The sequence below is a fragment of the Staphylococcus sp. AtDRG32 genome, from assembly GCF_004365845.1.
GTDB lineage: Bacteria > Bacillota > Bacilli > Staphylococcales > Staphylococcaceae > Staphylococcus > Staphylococcus hominis.
On the sequence record NZ_SODE01000001.1, the window covers coordinates 34,658 to 52,287 of the forward strand.

15 protein-coding genes and 1 other annotated feature are annotated in these 17,630 nt (G+C 30.6%); of the genes, 14 read left to right on the top strand and 1 reads right to left on the bottom strand.

Annotated elements, in window-relative coordinates; all coding sequences use genetic code 11:
• Positions 1-147 precede the first annotated feature (147 nt).
• The 12 genes from BDW25_RS00140 (at position 148) to BDW25_RS00195 (ending at position 12,746) form a co-directional block, all read left to right on the top strand.
• Entirely contained in the window at positions 148-759 is a 612-nt protein-coding gene (locus BDW25_RS00140) for an NUDIX domain-containing protein (protein WP_002448986.1), read from the top strand.
• A gap of 12 nt (positions 760-771) precedes the next feature.
• Positions 772-1,689 carry a hypothetical protein gene (locus BDW25_RS00145; RefSeq protein WP_002448991.1) on the top strand — a complete coding sequence of 306 codons (918 nt, stop codon included), beginning with the start codon at positions 772-774 and terminating at the stop codon, positions 1,687-1,689.
• A 154-nt stretch (positions 1,690-1,843) separates the two neighbouring features.
• Entirely contained in the window at positions 1,844-3,160 is a 1,317-nt protein-coding gene (gene tig, locus BDW25_RS00150) for a trigger factor (protein WP_133944621.1), read from the top strand.
• A gap of 157 nt (positions 3,161-3,317) precedes the next feature.
• Positions 3,318-4,580, top strand: coding sequence for an ATP-dependent Clp protease ATP-binding subunit ClpX (gene clpX, locus BDW25_RS00155; protein WP_049430960.1), 1,263 nt, complete (start codon positions 3,318-3,320; stop codon positions 4,578-4,580).
• A 151-nt stretch (positions 4,581-4,731) separates the two neighbouring features.
• Positions 4,732-5,322 carry a ribosome biogenesis GTP-binding protein YihA/YsxC gene (yihA, locus tag BDW25_RS00160; RefSeq protein ID WP_002448982.1) on the top strand — a complete coding sequence of 197 codons (591 nt, stop codon included), beginning with the start codon at positions 4,732-4,734 and terminating at the stop codon, positions 5,320-5,322.
• 136 nt (positions 5,323-5,458) lie between these two features.
• Positions 5,459-6,796 (top strand): glutamyl-tRNA reductase, encoded by a 1,338-nt coding sequence (gene hemA, locus BDW25_RS00165; protein WP_002455229.1) that lies wholly within the window; start codon positions 5,459-5,461, stop codon positions 6,794-6,796.
• A 21-nt stretch (positions 6,797-6,817) separates the two neighbouring features.
• On the top strand, positions 6,818-7,630 hold the full coding sequence (gene ccsA, locus BDW25_RS00170; RefSeq protein ID WP_002455230.1) for a cytochrome c biogenesis protein CcsA: 813 nt from the start codon (positions 6,818-6,820) through the stop codon (positions 7,628-7,630).
• Positions 7,631-7,658: 28 nt separating this feature from the next.
• The gene (gene hemC, locus BDW25_RS00175) at positions 7,659-8,591 is read left to right on the top strand and encodes a hydroxymethylbilane synthase (RefSeq protein ID WP_133944623.1); all 933 of its coding nucleotides are present in this window, start codon (positions 7,659-7,661) and stop codon (positions 8,589-8,591) included.
• A gap of 31 nt (positions 8,592-8,622) precedes the next feature.
• Complete coding sequence (locus BDW25_RS00180) at positions 8,623-9,294, top strand: uroporphyrinogen-III synthase (protein ID WP_002448958.1); 672 nt, start codon at positions 8,623-8,625, stop codon at positions 9,292-9,294.
• Positions 9,294-10,268: a porphobilinogen synthase gene (gene hemB, locus BDW25_RS00185; RefSeq protein WP_064207064.1), complete on the top strand. Its 975-nt coding sequence runs from the start codon at positions 9,294-9,296 to the stop codon at positions 10,266-10,268. The genes BDW25_RS00180 and hemB overlap by 1 nt, the downstream gene beginning before the upstream one ends.
• A gap of 21 nt (positions 10,269-10,289) precedes the next feature.
• Positions 10,290-11,573 (top strand): glutamate-1-semialdehyde 2,1-aminomutase, encoded by a 1,284-nt coding sequence (gene hemL, locus BDW25_RS00190; protein ID WP_064207065.1) that lies wholly within the window; start codon positions 10,290-10,292, stop codon positions 11,571-11,573.
• A 102-nt stretch (positions 11,574-11,675) separates the two neighbouring features.
• Positions 11,676-12,746, top strand: a complete 1,071-nt coding sequence (locus tag BDW25_RS00195; protein ID WP_064207066.1) for an AbrB family transcriptional regulator — start codon at positions 11,676-11,678, stop codon at positions 12,744-12,746.
• 48 nt (positions 12,747-12,794) lie between these two features.
• On the opposite strand, the gene BDW25_RS00200 is transcribed toward BDW25_RS00195, so the two are convergent.
• Positions 12,795-13,352 (bottom strand): DNA-3-methyladenine glycosylase I, encoded by a 558-nt coding sequence (locus BDW25_RS00200; protein WP_049335986.1) that lies wholly within the window; start codon positions 13,350-13,352, stop codon positions 12,795-12,797.
• A 58-nt stretch (positions 13,353-13,410) separates the two neighbouring features.
• Positions 13,411-13,637, top strand: a binding site (T-box leader).
• A 39-nt stretch (positions 13,638-13,676) separates the two neighbouring features.
• On the opposite strand from BDW25_RS00200, the gene BDW25_RS00205 reads away from it, so the two are divergent.
• Positions 13,677-16,307: a valine--tRNA ligase gene (locus BDW25_RS00205; protein ID WP_049430970.1), complete on the top strand. Its 2,631-nt coding sequence runs from the start codon at positions 13,677-13,679 to the stop codon at positions 16,305-16,307.
• 11 nt (positions 16,308-16,318) lie between these two features.
• Positions 16,319-17,587 carry a bifunctional folylpolyglutamate synthase/dihydrofolate synthase gene (locus BDW25_RS00210; RefSeq protein WP_049335990.1) on the top strand — a complete coding sequence of 423 codons (1,269 nt, stop codon included), beginning with the start codon at positions 16,319-16,321 and terminating at the stop codon, positions 17,585-17,587.
• Positions 17,588-17,630 lie beyond the last annotated feature (43 nt).

Sequence of the window (17,630 nt, forward strand, 5' to 3'; positions counted from 1 at the left end):
CTTATTGGCTTTTTTTATTTACTTTTATTCATCAAATATTCTTTAATAGAATTATGATAAGTAAACGAACCAGTTAAATATCATTGTGATTTAAATCATTGGTTTGTTAAACTATTAAAAAAGAATATTAATTTCAAGGAGTTAACTATGTCTAAATTTGATGAACAAATCATCGTCGTATCAAGAGAATTATTATTTAATAATGAAAAAAATGCATTTAATGGATTCTTATCGAAAAACGATGGTCAAGGTGAAGAAATATTTAATACGTTTAAAAATTATGAAGTAAAAAGACGTGGAGATATGGAAGAAGATCCATCTTATAAACAACTTATTTCATATTGTCTTTTAGAAAATGAAAATGATGAAATCTTAGTATATCAACGTTTAAGTGGTGGCGGAGAAGAACGCTTACACGGACAGTCTTCAGTGGGTGTTGGTGGACATATGAATAATGTTGTTGGCGCCGATTCAATTAATGAAGTTTTAAGAGTGAATGCACAAAGAGAACTTAATGAAGAAGTAGGATTATCTGAAGATAGATCTCAAAATATAGAATATATTGGTTTTATTAATGATGATACTAATGCGGTAGGTAAAGTTCATATAGGTGTTGTTTTCAAAATTAAGGTGAAATCTAGTGATGTAGAAGTTAGAGAAACCGACACTTTAAAAATTAATTGGGTATCACAAGATGAAATAAATGATTTAAATCATTTTGAATCATGGAGTGCGTTAATTTTAAAAGATTTAAAATAAAGGGGGCTCAATATGTCTGATATTATCCCTTTTCCTCAATCAAAGCAAAAATTATATCATAATATTTTAAATGCACAACAACAAAATAAATATAAAGAAATGTATCAATTGTTTGATATATATGAAGCCTCATTCGAATTAGATAATCAATTATCTTTGATTAAATGTGACATGTTAAATGAATTAGGGTTATATTTAGAATTAAGAGAAGAAGCAATTATTTTCTTAAAAAAAGGTATACCTCATTACGACGAACTGATTATTTTCTATATTAAAGCATTAATAGGTTTAAATCAGAATTATGAAGCAATTGAAGTCATTAATCAAATCATTAACGAAGTGAAAGAACATAAAACTAGAATGGCACTCTTTCCATTAAAAGAATATGCACAATCTAAATTAGATGAAGACAAGAAACTTTCTAGTCAATTATTATCAGAATTTACTAGTTTAGATTTAAATCGTCAAACTAAATTAATGATTAAACTCATTGATAACGGACATTATGAATTCAGAAAGACGGTTGCTTTTTTATTATCTAATCAAGTAGAATCTTATAATTTGAAAAGTCTCATGCTTGAGTATTTACGTTTTTCAAATTATGATAGTGAAATAAAAATTGAGAAGTATGGTTATGAAGTCAACATCTTACCTACAACATTAAAAGGTTTAGAACACACAGATATGAAAACTACTGTTATTCCCAAAGTTCTCGATAGATTAGAAAATGGAGCTTTGAATATACAAAATGAAGCTCAGTATGTGATGAATAATCATTCAATAAAACTATATCCACTTGATATATTTTCACTTTTTAATGAAGAAGATTGGATAATAGCTTATGATGTTTATTTTAAGTCAATGATTGGTATAGAAGTAAGTGAAGCAAATCAAGAATTATTAGCATTAATTTATCAGTTAGATAATTAAATGTGAGCAAATCATTTTAGTTTACTTAAATGATTCTGTAAAGTTGAATTATTATTTAAAATCGCCTATAAAACATTGTTTGTGTCCATATTGGACCTATGATATAATAGGGAAGTTGAAAAAATTAAAAATGTAAGCATGGAGGTATTTATACATGACAGCAACTTGGGAAAAAAAAGAAGGTAACGAAGGTTTATTAAAAGTTACTGTTCCAGCAGAAAAGGTAAATAAAGCATTAGATCAAGCATTTAAAAAAGTGGTTAAACAAATTAACGTGCCTGGTTTCCGTAAAGGTAAAGTGCCTCGTCCAATTTTCGAACAACGTTTTGGCGTTGAAGCATTATATCAAGATGCAGTAGATATTCTTTTACCTGAAGCTTATGGTGAAGCTATTGAAGAAACTAAAATCAATCCAGTCGCTCAACCTGAAATTAATGTAACTCAAATTGAAAAAGGTAAAGATTTCGAATTTGAAGCAACAGTGACTGTTGAACCTGAAGTTAAATTAGGAGATTATAAAGGTCTTGAAATTGAAAAACAAGATTCTGAATTAACTGATAAGGATTTACAAGATGCAATTGATCATAGTTTAGGTCATTTAGCTGATATGGTAGTTAAAGAAGATGGTGCAGTTGAAGAAGGAGACACTGTAAATATTGACTTTGATGGTTATGTAGATGGCGAACAATTTGAAGGTGGCCAAGCTGATGGTTATGATTTAGAAATTGGTTCAGGTTCATTTATTCCAGGATTTGAAGATCAATTAGTAGGCGTTAAAACTGGAGAAGAAAAAGATGTTGTTGTAACATTCCCAGAAGAATATCACGCTGAAGAATTAGCTGGTAAAGAAGCTACATTCAAAACTAAAGTAAATGAAATTAAATACAAAGAAGTACCCGAATTAACTGATGAAATTGCAAATGAATTAGATTCAGATGCTAATTCAGTAGATGAGTATAAAGAAAACTTACGCAAACGTTTATCAGAAGAAAAAGCACAAGATGCTGAAAATGTGGAAAAAGAAGAAGCAATTAATAAAGCAACTGAAAATACAACAATTGATATTCCACAAGCTATGATTGACACTGAATTAGATCGTATGGTTCAAGAATTTGGTCAAAGAATCCAACAACAAGGTTTAGACTTACAAACTTACTTCCAAATTTCTGGTCAAGATGAATCTCAATTAAGAGAACAAATGAAAGACGATGCAGAGCAACGTGTTAAAACAAACTTAACATTATTAGCAATTGCAGATGAAGAAAATATCGAAGTCACAGATGAAGATATTGATAAAGAATTAGAAAAAATGAGCAGTCAATTTAATATCTCAGTAGAAGATATTAAACAAACTCTTGGTAATACTGATATCATTAAAAATGATGTACGTATTCAAAAAGTAATTGATTTATTAAGAGACAATGCTAAATATGTTGATTCAGCTAAAGACGATAAAAAAGAAGACAAATAATAAACTTTTAAATTGATATAAAGTTTAAAAAATAAGTAGCAGGTGCATCATTATATGTATCTGCTACTATATGTTTTAAGCATTTTAGTTGTTAACTATCAATTTGCATTGTAGAATGCTATCTAGTATAGTCGTTTAAGGATAGAGGTGTAAATGAATGTTTAAATTTAATGAAGATGAAGAAAATTTAAAATGTTCTTTCTGTGGTAAGGACCAAGATCAAGTTAAAAAATTAGTAGCAGGCAGTGGTGTATATATTTGTAATGAATGTATCGAACTATGTTCTGAAATTGTTGAAGAAGAATTAGCTCAAGCTACTTCAGAAGAATTTACTGAATTACCGACGCCTAAAGAAATTATGGACCATTTAAATGAATATGTTATTGGCCAAGAAAAAGCTAAAAAATCTTTAGCAGTGGCAGTTTACAATCATTACAAACGTATTCAACAATTGGGTCCAAATGAAGATGATGTTGAGTTACAAAAAAGTAATATCGCCTTAATTGGACCAACGGGTAGCGGTAAAACTTTACTTGCACAAACACTTGCTAAAACATTGAATGTACCATTTGCTATTGCAGATGCAACAAGTTTAACTGAAGCAGGTTATGTTGGTGATGATGTTGAAAATATTTTATTACGTTTGATTCAAGCTGCTGATTTTGATATTGATAAAGCAGAAAAAGGAATTATTTATGTAGATGAAATTGATAAAATTGCTAGAAAATCTGAAAATACATCAATTACGCGTGATGTTTCTGGTGAAGGTGTGCAACAAGCATTACTTAAAATCTTAGAAGGTACAACAGCAAGTGTACCCCCTCAAGGTGGCCGTAAACATCCTAACCAAGAATTGATTCAAATTGACACAACTAATATTCTATTTATATTAGGTGGTGCGTTTGATGGTATTGATGAAGTAATTAAACGCCGTTTAGGTGAAAAAGTTATCGGTTTTGCTAGCAATGAAGCAGATAAGTATGATGAAGAAGCTTTATTAGCACAAATTCGTCCTGAAGATTTACAAGCATATGGTTTAATTCCAGAATTTATTGGACGTGTACCAATTGTTGCTAATTTAGAAACATTAGATGTTGAAGCACTTAAAAATATTTTAACGCAACCTAAAAACGCGTTAGTTAAGCAATATACAAAAATGTTAGCTCTTGATAACGTTGAATTAGAATTTACTGAAGAAGCTTTGGCAGCAGTCAGTGAAAAAGCAATTGAACGAAAAACTGGAGCACGTGGATTACGATCAATTATAGAAGAATCTTTAATTGATATTATGTATGATGTACCTTCAACAAGTGATGTTGCTAAAGTTGTAGTAACTGCTCAAACAATTAATGATGAAATCGAGCCTGAAATGTATGATTCAGAAGGGAATTTATTGAACGGTACTAAAACTTCAGCTTAATTATCAACCATATAATAAGGAAGTGGTGATAGAATTCATTTGAGTTCGAAACTGCTTCCTTATTTTTATACATATCATTTTTTTAAAATTTTAGATTTTTAAACATTTATATTATAATAAAGCAGCTATAACAATGAAGAGGTGTTTGAATATGAATATTAACCCAAATAATATAGAATTAATGATTAGTGCAGTGAAAGAAGAACAATATCCTGAAACCAATTTAACTGAAATCGCTTTAAGTGGACGTTCTAATGTGGGTAAGTCCTCTTTTATTAATAGTATGATTGGTAGAAAAAATATGGCTCGTACTTCACAACAGCCTGGAAAAACGCAAACTCTAAACTTCTATAATATTGATGAACAACTTATTTTTGTTGATGTTCCTGGATATGGATATGCAAAAGTAAGTAAATCACAGCGTGAAAAATTTGGGAAAATGATAGAAGAGTATTTAACTAAACGAGAAAATCTAGGTTTAGTCATTCAACTTGTAGATTTACGACATAATCCTACCGAAGATGATGTATTAATGTATAATTATTTAAAACATTTCGATCTGCCAACACTAGTCATTTGTACTAAGGAAGATAAAATTGCGAAAGGTAAAGTTCAAAAGCATATAAAAAATATAAAACAAAAATTAGATTTAGATCCAAACGATACAATTATAAGTTACTCTTCTATTCAAAATTCTAAACAGCAATATATTTGGGATATTATTGCTAATTATATAAATTAAAAGATATATCTTGTAATTAAGTGACAAAATTTTGACTTCACATTAGAATGTTTCTAATTTATTTGAGCATCAAACTTAAATTCATTCTAAAATGTGTTATACTAACAATATTGTTAGTATATGGAGGGCGTTATAAATGCATTTTATTGCTATTAGCATAAATCATCGTACTGCTGATGTAGCTTTAAGAGAGCAAGTTGCTTTTAGAGATGATGCCTTACGATTAGCCAATGAAGATTTATTCGAAACTAAAGCAATTTTAGAAAATGTAATATTATCGACATGTAATCGTACAGAAGTATATGCTGTAGTGGATCAAATTCATACAGGACGATATTATATTCAACGATTTTTAGCTCGTTCATTTGGATTTAAAGTAGATGATATTAAAGCAATGTCTGAAGTTAAAGTGGGGGACGAAGCAGTAGAACATCTATTGCGTGTAACTTCAGGTTTAGATTCAATTGTGTTAGGAGAAACACAAATTTTAGGCCAAATGCGTGATGCATTTTTCTTAGCGCAAGATTTAAAAACAACTGGAACTATCTTTAATCATCTATTTAAACAAGCAATTACTTTTGCTAAAAAAGCACATAATGAAACAGATATCGCAGATAATGCTGTAAGTGTTTCATATGCTGCTGTGGAATTATCAAAAAAAGTATTAGGTAAATTAAAAAATAAACATGCTGTTATTATTGGTGCAGGCGAAATGAGTGAATTGTCGTTATTAAATTTACTCGGCTCAGGCATTAATCATATTACAATTGTAAATCGAACAGAAAGTAAAGCTAGAATTTTAGCTGAAAAACACCAAGTTAGTTATGATAAGCTAGAATCTTTACCTAGTTTATTAACTTCAACTGATATTGTTATTAGTTCTACTAGTTCACCAGATTATATTATTACTAAAAGTATGATTAATCAGGCACTATCATATAGAAAATCTAAATTATTATTATTAGACATTGCAGTACCACGAGATATTGAACCATGTCATAATTTAAGTGATGACGTATTTAATTATGATGTAGATGATTTAAAAGGTTTAGTTGATGCTAATTTAAAAGAACGACAAATAGCGGCTGAAGCTATTTCTAATGAAATTCCTACTGAAATTAAAGCACATAATGATTGGGTAAATATGTTGGGTGTAGTTCCTGTAATAAGAGCTTTACGTGAAAAAGCAATGACTATTCAAGCTGAAACAATGGATAGTATCGATAGAAAATTACCGAATCTATCTGAACGAGAACGAACAGTCATTTCTAAACATACTAAAAGTATTATTAATCAAATGTTGAAAGATCCAATTAAACAAGCTAAGGAATTGAGTAACGATAAAAAAAGTAATGAAAAATTAGAGCTATTTCAAAATATATTTGATATTGAAGCCGAAGATCCTTACAAAGCAGTGAAAGAACGTAAAAAAGAAAAGGAACTTTCAGTACGACATATCTTTAGTTTTGAATAAGCATATTAAAATGGTGATAATATGCAAGAAACGCTATTTATTAGATTTCATGAAATTATATTAATTGTATATTTAATTAGCATTCTTTGTTATTTTATAGACTTTGTTCGGAAGAGTCATAAGATTAGAGTACTTGGAATTTATGCCTTAGGGATTGTTTGGTTTTTACAAACAATCTCTTTGTCTATGTATATTACTTCGCATAGTGATATATTGTTTAATTCCATATTTGATGTTTTTTTCTTCTTGTCATGGATGATTATTTCTATTTCTTTAGTTTTAAATATTATTAAAGTTTTAAGTTTTTCTGTGTTTTTTTTGAATGTAATTGGATTTATCTTATTAACGATGAATACATTTAGACCTGAACACTATACAAACAGTATACAGAGAGTACAAGTTATAAATGAATTATTACTTGTACATGTAGGGCTTGCAGTATTGAGTTATGCTTTTTTTGCACTTGCATTTGTAAATGCATTGCTATATATCATTCAATATAAAAACCTTAAAGAAAAAAACTTTAATCAGAAATATTTTAGAATTGGCAGTGTAGCAACTCTTGAAAAAATTATATTTTTTTCAACTTTGGGCGGTTTAGTGATATTAATATTGAGTGTAATTTTAATTGCTCAATGGGGAATCTATGCGGTTGGTGTAGCAATATTTAAAGATCCGAAGGTTATGTTGTCTGTCATTATTACGCTTCTTTATACAGGATATATCGTTATGTATTTAAAAAAGAAAATCATCTCAATTAATTTAATTTATTTTAATATTATGATATTTTGCCTATGTATGGTGAATTTATTCTTCACTACTCATTTTAATTAAAAGAAAACTTATGTAGGAGGCCTTGTTTATGCGTAAATTAGTTGTGGGTTCACGTAGAAGTAAACTTGCTTTAACACAAAGTAAACAATTCATTGATAAATTAAAAGCCATTGATCCATCTTTAGAAATCGAAATTAAAGAGATTGTCACAAAAGGAGATCGAATTGTGAATCAACAACTATCTAAAGTTGGAGGAAAAGGCCTATTTGTTAAAGAAATTCAAAATGAGCTATTTAACAACGATATCGATATGGCAATACACTCATTAAAAGATGTTCCTAGTATTATTCCAGAAGGTTTAACATTAGGTTGTATTCCTGATAGAGAAATACCATTTGATGCCTATATTGCCAAAAATCATGTACCATTAGAAGAACTTCCTAAAAATAGTATAGTTGGTACAAGTTCATTAAGAAGAGGGGCACAAATATTATCTAAATATCCTCATCTAAAAATTAAATGGATTCGTGGTAATATTGATACACGTTTAAATAAATTAGAAACAGAAGATTATGATGCGATTATTTTAGCAGCAGCAGGACTCAAACGTATGGGTTGGTCTGATGACGTAGTAACAACTTATTTAGATAAAGACACATTACTACCTGCAATCGGTCAAGGTGCTCTTGGCATTGAGTGCCGTCGTAACGATATTGAACTTCTCGAGTTACTTCAAAAAGTTCACAATAATGAAGTTGCAAATTGTGTAACGGCCGAACGAACATTTTTAGCTGCAATGGATGGAAGTTGTCAAGTTCCAATTGGTGGATATGCGAATTATAACAATAACAATGAAATTGAGTTTACAGGCTTAATCATGACACCAGATGGTAAGGAACGTTATGAACATACTGAAGTAGGAACTGACCCTGTAAAATTAGGGAAGAGAGTAAGTGAGATACTTAAAGAACAAGGTGCGTATGAAATTATAAGAAAATTAAACGAAGAAGCATCACATTAATACTAAATCTTAGTAGAGGTGTTACAGTTAGATGAAACCAGTGATAGTTATGACGCAAACGAGTAAAGTACAGAGTGATATGGTAGAAGTCATTCATAAGCCATTTATTAAAATTCAATCACTTGAATTTGATACTCAACTCTTGCATGATAATTATGACTGGCTTATTTTTTCTTCAAAAAATGCCGTACATTTATTTTATAAATATTTAGAGTACGTGAATGTAAAACATATTGCAGTAGTAGGCGCTAAAACTGCGCAGTTATGTAAACAATTAGGTATAAATATAGATTTTATACCTAACGATTATTCTCAAGAAGGTTTATTAGAAGGATTAAATCTAGAAAAATCTTCTATTTTAATTCCGAGCAGTGCACAGGCAAGACCAAAATTGCAACAAACACTCGCTGAACATAATAATGTAGTGAAAATTGACTTGTATACTCCTATAGCGGATAGAGAGAATATTATTGAAGTTATCAATCTAATTCAACATAATCAAGTTGAAGCATTAACATTTTCAAGTTCATCTGCAGTGCGTTATTATTTTAGTGAGGCATTTCCTAAGCATTTTAAAAATTACTATGCTATAGGTCAACAAACTGCAAATAGCATTAGAGCCTATGGTTATGAACCTTATATTGCAGATAAACAAACTTCTGAAGCATTAATAAACACATTTTTAGAAAGTAGGAATAAATAATGAAATTCGATAGACATAGAAGATTACGCTCTTCAGCTACAATGAGAAGTTTAGTAAGAGAAAATCATGTTAGAAAAGAAGATTTAATTTATCCAATCTTTGTAGTAGAAAAAGATAATGTTAGAAGCGAAATTAAATCGTTACCTGGTGTATATCAAATAAGTTTAAATCTATTAGATGATGAAATTAATGAAGCATATGAGTTAGGTATTAGAGCAATTATGTTCTTTGGCGTACCTAATGAAAAAGATGATGTGGGTTCTGGTGCATACGATCATAATGGCATCGTTCAAGAGGCAACACGTAGAGCAAAAAAACTTCATAAAGATTTATTAATCGTTGCTGATACTTGTTTATGTGAATATACGGATCATGGTCATTGCGGTATCATTGATGAACATACGCATGATGTTGATAATGACAAATCTTTACCATTATTAGTTAAAACAGCAATTTCCCAAGTCGAAGCTGGCGCTGACATTATTGCTCCAAGTAATATGATGGATGGTTTTGTTACTGAAATTCGACAAGGTTTAGATGAAGCTGGGTACTATAATATTCCAATTATGAGCTATGGCATTAAGTATGCTTCTAGTTTCTTTGGACCATTTAGAGATGCTGCAGATTCAACTCCTTCATTTGGAGATAGAAAAACATATCAAATGGATCCAGCTAATCGTTTAGAAGCACTAAGAGAATTAGAAAGTGACTTAAAAGAAGGTGCAGACATGATGATTGTTAAACCAGCTTTAAGTTATTTAGATATTGTTAGAGATGTAAAAAATAACACTAATATTCCTGTTATTGCTTATAATGTTAGTGGTGAATATGCTATGACTAAAGCAGCGTCTCAAAATGGTTGGATAGATGAAGAACGTGTGGTTATGGAACAAATGGTATCAATGAAACGTGCGGGCGCAGATATGATTATTACTTATTTCGCGAAAGATATTTGCCGTTACTTAGATAAATAATGGTTAAGGAGGAACGAGTTAATGACTTATGAAAAATCACAAGAAGCAATGCACATTGCTGAAACACTTATGCCTGGTGGTGTCAATAGCCCTGTAAGAGCATTTAAATCAGTAGATACACCAGCAATTTTTATGGATCATGGTGAAGGTTCGAAAATTTATGATATAGATGGCAATGAATACATTGATTACGTATTAAGTTGGGGACCATTAATTTTGGGTCATAAAAATAAACAAGTCATTAGTAAATTACATGATGCTGTAGATAAAGGTACTAGTTTTGGTGCCTCAACACTAGAAGAAAACAAATTAGCTGAACTTGTTATTGAAAGAGTGCCTTCAATTGAAAAAGTAAGAATGGTTTCTTCAGGTACTGAAGCTACTTTAGCGGCATTAAGACTTGCTAGAGGTTACACTGGTAGAAATAAAATTGTTAAGTTTGAAGGATGCTATCACGGACATAGCGATTCATTGCTTATCAAAGCAGGTTCAGGTGTAGCAACTTTAGGTCTTCCAGATTCACCAGGAGTACCTGAAGGCACAGCTAAAAACACAATTACAGTACCTTATAATGATTTAGAGGCGATTAAAGTAGCATTTGAAAATTATGGAGATGATATTGCTGGTGTGATAGTAGAACCAGTTGCAGGAAATATGGGGGTTGTTCCTCCTAAAAAAGGTTTCTTAGAAGGATTAAGGGAAGTCACTAAAGAATATGGTTCTTTACTTATCTTTGATGAAGTCATGACAGGTTTCCGAGTAGGGTATAACTGTGCTCAAGGTTATTTTGGTGTGACACCAGATATCACATGCTTAGGAAAAGTGATTGGCGGTGGTTTACCTGTAGGTGCTTTTGGAGGCAAAAAAGAAATTATGGATAAAATTGCTCCAGTAGGTAATATTTATCAAGCGGGAACTCTGTCTGGTAATCCTTTAGCAATGACAAGTGGTTATGAAACACTAAATCAATTAACGCCTGAATCATATGAGTATTTCCAAGAATTAGGCGATATATTAGAAAAAGGACTTAAAGAGGTATTTGCTAAACATAATGTTCCTATTACAGTAAATAGAGCTGGTTCTATGATTGGTTATTTCTTAAATAAAGGACCTGTAACCAACTTTGAAGAAGCGAATCAAAGTGATTTAGAGCTATTTAGTAATATGTATAGAGAAATGGCTAAAGAAGGCATATTTTTACCACCTTCTCAGTTTGAAGGAACATTCTTATCTACCGCACATACCAAAGAAGATATTGAAAAAACGATTCATGCTTTTGATAATGCATTAAGCAGAATTGTTTAATATTTAAAAGTTAATATAATAAAAGTGGAACAAAGATGAGATCATATCACGTTCCACTTTTTTTAATTTAAATGCTTTTAATCTAGAAAGAAGTGATGATTTTTGAGGCGAATTTGGCTAAATAATATTATATTATTAATAATAGCGATGATCATGAGTTTAATATTAAAATTATCTCATATGCTTTTACCCTTTATGTTTGGGCCCATTATAGCCTCAATTATTGTGGTTAAAGTACTAAAACTAAATATTAAATGGCCTTTTTGGATTAGTCAGATTGGCTTAATATTACTTGGAGTACAAATAGGATCTACGTTTACGTCACAAGTCATTAACGATATCAAAAATGAGTGGTTAACCATTGTGACGGTGACTGTTTTACTCATCACGTTATCATTATTGATTGCTTATTTTTTCAAAAAAATTGCAAGAGTTAATACTGAAACTGCTATCTTGAGTGTCATACCTGGTGCTTTAAGTCAAATGTTAATTATGGCTGAAGAAGATAAAAAAGCAAATATCTTAGTAGTAAGTTTAACCCAAACTTCTAGAGTTATTTTTGTAGTCGTACTTGTACCACTGATTTCTTTTTTATTTAGCAATTCATCATCAAGTGAAGAGATGATTCATAAAGCTACACCATTAACAAGAGCTTTAAATGTGCCCCAAATTGCCTTAATTATGATTAGTATAGCTTTTGTTTATTTCTTAATGTCAAAAATAAATTTTCCAACAAAACAATTACTCGCTCCAATTATCGTTTTAATTGTTTGGAACTTATCAACTCATCTGATTTTTACTTTAGATAATTATATTCTTGCTTTTGCACAAGTGATTTATATGATTAGAATTGGTTTACAAATTGCACATTTATTAGGTGATTTAAAAGGTCGCATTGCTATAGCAATTATGTATCAAAATATAAGTTTAATTTTAGGGTCATTTTTGATGGTCTTTATGGTTCATTTGTTTACTCATAATTCATTAAACGAATTATTTTTAGGTGGAGCTCCTGGAGGTATGAGTCAAATTGTGCTAGTTGCCATAGCTACTGGTGCAGATGTTGCTAAGATATCAAGTTTTCACATCTTTAGGATATTTTTTATATTATTTTTAGTAGCACCAATAATTAATTACTTTTTAAAACGTAAAAAAAGTGATAATCAATCATAAGGAGTAGAACTACGAATTCAAAATAATCTGTTCTACTCCTTTTAATATTTAATGATTAGGTTTTGAAGGACATCCTTCTAAGTGAGCATCATATAGACCAGCCGCTTCCATAAAAGAGAATACAGTCACAGGTCCTAAAAATTTAAAACCATAAGTTTTTAAATCTTTTGAAAGTTGTTTTGCTCTTTCATCAACTGTGATACGTTCTGAAGGAGTTTTATAGTGCAAATCAATGGGATGTCCATCAACATATGACCATAAAAACTTACTGAAGCTACCATATTCTTTTTCAATTTGTAAATAACCCTTAGCTTGAGATACTATGGCTTCTAATTTCTTTCTATTATGTACGATATTTGGAAAGGTCATTAAAGCATTAATATCTTTCTCTGTCATTTTAGAAATTTTTATAGGATCAAATTGATGAAATGCTTTTTCATAAGCCTCTTTCTTTTTTAATATAGTTAACCAAGATAAACCAGCATGTTGAGATTCAAGTGCAAGTAATTTGAAAAGTGAAAGACTATTAAAATCTGGTTGTCCCCATACTTTATTATGATAATCTAAATAAATAGGGTCTGTAGTTCCAAAGGCACATGCGTTCATAAATATTCCTCCAAAAGATTGACTTATCATTGTTTTCTATTATATTATTAATTAGTAATTAAATATATTTTTTGGGAAGAGTACGTTTGATACTTATCAAAGAGAGCATATGGACGGTGTAAATATGTATAATGATCAAACTGAAGGTAGCCCACAAGTTCTTTTATTGAATACACATATAATAGTAGATAGAAGCGTGTATGAGCGTTAATCATAAATAAGTGCAAGAAGATATGGAGGTATCGTCTTGAATTTAGGTGGTACCACGGAGCATTCGTCCTATATATTAGGAAGGATGCTTTTTTATTTTAGGAGGTTATTTCAATGAAAATGGAATCAAAGTATAATCCTCGTGAAGTTGAAGCGGGGCGTTATGAAGAATGGGTAAAAAATGAATACTTTAAACCTCTAGAAGATGAATCTAGAGAAGCATATACAATTGTTATTCCACCACCGAATGTGACTGGTAAATTACATTTAGGACATGCTTGGGATACAACATTACAAGATATTATTACTCGAATGAAACGTATGCAAGGATACGATACGCTTTATTTACCTGGTATGGATCATGCGGGTATTGCCACACAAGCTAAAGTAGATGCTAAATTAAAAGAACAAGGTATTTCTCGTCATGATATAGGACGTGAAAAATTTTTAGAACATGCTTGGTCTTGGAAAGAAGAATATGCATCTTTTATTCGTAAACAATGGGCTAAATTAGGCTTAGGTCTTGATTATAGTAGAGAACGTTTTACTCTTGATGATGGCTTAAGTAAAGCGGTTAGAAAAGTATTTGTTGATTTATATAATAAAGGAATTATTTATCGTGGAGAGCGAATTATAAATTGGGATCCAGTCGCACGTACAGCATTGTCAGATATAGAAGTGATTCATGAAGATGTGCAAGGTCATTTTTATCATTTTAAATATCCTTATGCTGATGGTAATGGATATATTGAAATTGCCACAACTCGTCCTGAAACAATGCTAGGGGATACTGCTATAGTCGTTAATCCAAATGATGAACGTTATAAAGATGTCATCGGAAAAAAAGTGATTTTACCAATTATAGGTAGAGAATTACCAATTTTAGCAGATGAGTATGTTGATATTGAATTTGGTAGTGGTGCTATGAAAGTTACACCTGCACATGATCCTAATGACTTTGAAATTGGTCAGAGACATCATTTAGAAAACATTATCGTAATGGATGAAAATGGAAAAATGAATGACAATGCATCTCAGTATGCTGGTTTAGACCGTTTCGAATGTCGTAAAAAATTAGTAGAAGATTTAAAAGCTCAAGATTTAGTGATTAAAATTGAAGAACATATGCATTCTGTAGGTCATTCAGAACGTTCTGGTGCAGTAGTAGAACCTTATTTATCTACACAATGGTTTGTAAAAATGAAACCACTTGCGCAACAAGCACTAGATAATCAAAAAACAGATAATCGAATTGATTTTTATCCACCACGTTTTGAAAATACATTTAATCGTTGGATGGAAGAAATTAGAGATTGGACTATTTCTAGACAATTATGGTGGGGTCACCAAATTCCAGCTTGGTATCATAATGAAACAGGTGAAGTATATGTTGGAGAAGAAGCGCCTGCTGATATCGAAAATTGGACTCAAGATGAAGATGTGTTAGATACATGGTTCTCAAGTGCGTTATGGCCATTCTCAACTTTAGGTTGGCCTAATGAAGAAGCAAAAGATTATCAACATTACTATCCAACGAATGTTCTTGTAACTGGTTATGATATTATCTTCTTCTGGGTAGCAAGAATGATTTTCCAAGGATTAGAATTTACTGGTAAACGACCATTTAATGATGTACTTCTTCATGGTTTAGTAAGAGCTGAAGATGGTCGTAAAATGAGTAAATCACTTGGTAATGGTGTAGATCCAATGGATGTCATCGAAAAATACGGAGCAGATAGTTTACGCTACTTCTTAGCAACTGGTTCTTCTCCAGGTAATGACTTACGTTATTCTACCGAAAAAGTTGAATCTGTATGGAACTTTATTAATAAAATTTGGAATGGCGCTCGCTTTAGCTTGATGAATATTGGAGAAGACTTTAAAGTGGAAGACATTGATTTATCTGGTAATTTATCTTTAGCGGATAAATGGATTTTAACACGACTAAATGAAACAATAGAGACCGTTACTAATCTGAGTGAAAAATATGAATTTGGTGAAGTTGGACGTGCTTTATATAACTTTATTTGGGATGAATTCTGTGATTGGTATATTGAAATGAGTAAAATACCAATGAATGGTGAAGATGAATCTCAAAAACAAACAACACGTTCTGTTCTAAGTTATACACTTGATCAAATAATGAGAATGCTACATCCATTTATGCCATTTGTAACTGAAAAAATTTGGCAAAGTTTACCGCATGAAGGAGAAACAATTGTAAAAGCAGCATGGCCGACAGTTAAAGAAGAGTTTGTGTTTGATGAAAGTAAACAGACAATGGAACAATTAGTTGAAATTATTAAATCTGTGAGACAATCACGCGTAGAAGTCAATACACCACTTTCTAAATCAATCCCTATTCTCATTCAAGCTAAAAATGAAGAAATTGAAACAATCTTAGAAAAAAATGCTGATTATATTCACAGATTTTGTAATCCAAGTGAATTAACCATTGATACAAATGTAGATATTCCTGAAAAAGCGATGACAGCGGTAGTAGTTGCTGGTAAAGTAATTTTACCGTTAGAGGGACTTATTGATATGGATAAAGAAATTGAACGCTTAGAGAAAGAGTTAGACAAACTTCAAAAAGAGTTAGACCGTGTTGATAAAAAATTATCAAATGAGAATTTTGTTAATAAAGCACCTGAAAAGATTATAAATGAAGAGCGCGAAAAACAACAAAAATATCAAGAAAAATATAATGGTGTTAAAAACAGAATTGAACAATTAAAAGCATAGGAGAATTGTCAATGAATTACCTAGATAGCTTATATTGGATACATGAGCGCACTAAGTTTGGTATTAAACCTGGTGTTAAAAGAATGGAATGGATGCTTAACCACTTAAATAATCCTCAATTAAATATTCGCGGTATTCATGTGGGTGGAACAAATGGTAAAGGTTCTACAGTAGCTTATTTAAGAGCTGCATTAGTTGAGAATGGATATGAAGTTGGAACATTTACTTCTCCTTTTATTGAAACGTTTAATGAACGAATTAGTTTAAATGGTTATCCGATCTCAAATGACGAAATAGTTGAATTAGTAAAGCGAGTTAAACCAGTAAGTGAAGCGTTAGAACAAGAAACCGAACTCGGTTCTGCAACAGAATTTGAAATTATAACAACAATGATGTTTTTATATTTTGGAGATATACATCCTGTAGATTTCGTTATTGTAGAAGCGGGACTAGGAATTAAAAATGACTCAACTAATGTGTTTACTCCTATTCTTTCAATTTTGACAAGTATAGGATTAGATCATACTGATATTTTAGGAAGTACGTATTTAGATATCGCAAAAGATAAAGGTGCTATCATAAAACCTAATGTACCCGTCATCTATGCAGTAAAAAATGAGGAAGCTTTAAAATACATTAGAGATTTAGCGGAAAATCAGAATGCAAAGCCAATTGAACTAGATAGAGAAATCATTATTGTATCTGAAGATGATGAATTTACTTATAGATATAAAGATTATGAGTTAGAAACAATCATCTTAGATATGATAGGTGATCATCAAAAAGAAAATGCTTCATTAGCTATTACAGCTTTAATAGAGTTGAACGAAGAAAATATTATTGAATTAGATTTTAATAAAATGATTGATGCTATTGAAAGTGTTTGTTGGACAGGACGTATTGAGCAAGTTAAAGAAAAGCCTCTTATTATTATTGACGGAGCACATAATAATGAAAGTGTTGAAGCATTAGTTTCAACAATCAAAAATTATTATGATCTTGAGAAAATGGATGTTTTATTTTCAGCCATTAAAGGTAAACCTGTAAACGAAATGTTAAGTAAATTACAAAATTTAGCTGGTACCTTTTATTTTACTGAATTTGATTTTCATAAAGCCTTATCTAAACAAGAATTACTTGAGAGTATAGATGCTGATAACATCGAATATATTGATGATTATGTAGATTTTATAAATCATTATGATGGTGAGGGCTTATTGATTACAGGTAGTTTATATTTTATAAGTGAAGTAAAATCGAAAGTTGAATTTAATTCATAATATATAGTATGTTAAATGTCTAAATATAGTTATGAAGAAAGTT